At 66.7% G+C, this 1,569-nt stretch carries 1 protein-coding gene; it reads left to right on the top strand.

The genetic code is table 11. The features are described from left to right. The first annotated feature begins 96 nt into the window (after positions 1 to 96). Positions 97 to 1,479 (top strand): IS481 family transposase, encoded by a 1,383-nt coding sequence (locus DSM100688_RS11705; RefSeq protein ID WP_152359263.1) that lies wholly within the window; start codon positions 97 to 99, stop codon positions 1,477 to 1,479. Positions 1,480 to 1,569: the final 90 nt, after the last annotated feature.

Here is a 1,569-nt window from a genome sequence, read left to right as displayed (position 1 = left end):
TGTTTAGCTTCAGCGGATAGTTGACGCATGTGTCGGGGCATGGTTGACGGTATGTCCTGGGGCATGGTTGACGGGTTTGGGTGGTGACAATGGTGTATGGACACGTTTTCATCATCATCGGCCGGCACCGACGCCGGCGGCTTCATCAAATCCGACGCGGCGCCCCATGGCACCGTGCTGCGCAATCGCGCAATCGTCACGGCCATCAGGGGCGGGGAGCCCGTCGCCTCCGCGGCCCGACGCTACGGGGTGTCACGGCAATGGGCCCACGCGTTGGCGGCCAGATGGCGCGCTGAGGGCGATACGGGACTGCTGCCGCGGTCCCGCGCCGCGCGCACGATCCGCAACAGGACCGACGAGGACATGGTCGAACGCATCATCACGTTGCGCGACGAGCTGGACGGCCAGGGCCTGGACGCGGGCGCGGAATCCATCGCCGCACGCCTGGAGCGCTCTGGAGCGGCCCCTCCCGCGAACTCGACCATCCACCGCATCCTCGTCAAGGCGGGCCGCGTGGTCCCCGAGCCCCGCAAACGCCCCAAATCCAGCCTGCGCCGGTTCGAGGCCGGGCTGCCCAACGAGCTGTGGCAGTCCGACTTCACCCACTGGCCCCTGGACGCCTCGTCGGACGCGTTGATCGTCTCCTGGCTCGACGACCATTCCCGTTTCCTCCTGTACGTCCACGCGTTCGACCGTGTGAACAACGCCGTCATCGAGGACACGTTCCACACGGCGTGCGCCGCTCATGGAATCCCCGCGTCCGCCCTTTCCGACAACGGGTCCGAATACACCAGCCGGCTCCTGAGCGCCGACCCCAGCCACTTCGAACGCACGCTCGCCGCGATGGGCGTGAGGTTCAGGCACGGCAGGCCCGGGCACCCGCAGACCCAGGGGAAGATCGAACGCTACCACCGCACGCTCAAGCAATGGCTCGGCGGACGGCCCAAGGCCACCGGACTGGACGCACTGAACGAGCAGCTCGCCGAGTTCATGCGCGTATACAACGACGAGCGGCCCCACCGCGCCCTCAAACGCCGGACCCCCGCCGAGGCGTACCGGGCCAAGGGCAAGGCGGCCCCGGACCCAGAACTGGCAGAGCGCCACCGTCTCTCGCAGATCGCGGAGGCGGAACGGGCCGAGAGGGCGGAACGGGAACGGCTGATACGACGCGAGCAATCCGCACGCAGACGTCGCAAACGCATAGCCAGGCCCGTCGCCCCGCCCGCGACATGCGACGCCGACGAGCCGGGACGCGATCTCACCATCGACCGCAGGGGCTGCTTCACCATGACCATGGTCGGCGCCAGACGCACCATCAACGCGGGAAAGGCGAACCACGGACGGAAGATCACCGCGTCGCTCGAGAAGGGACGGATCCTCGCATGGGACCGGCAAACCGGGGAGATACTGGTCGACCAGCCGCTCGACATCTCACGCGACTACCAGCTCCGGCCAAGAAACAAACCGACAGTTGAATGACACCGACATGACGCATGTGTCAACCATGCCCCAGGACATACCGTCAACCATGCCCCGACACATGCGTCATTTAGGCCCCGAGACATTACA

This window comes from Bifidobacterium ramosum, from assembly GCF_009299505.1.
GTDB classification, from domain to species: Bacteria; Actinomycetota; Actinomycetes; order Actinomycetales; family Bifidobacteriaceae; genus Bifidobacterium; species Bifidobacterium ramosum.
This window is presented reverse-complemented; position numbering and strand designations above follow the sequence as displayed.

Excerpts from the sequence above, each read along its gene's own strand:
- DSM100688_RS11705 (WP_152359263.1), top strand. The coding sequence starts at position 97 with ATGGACACGTTTTCATCATCATCGGCCGGCACCGACGCCGGCGGCTTC.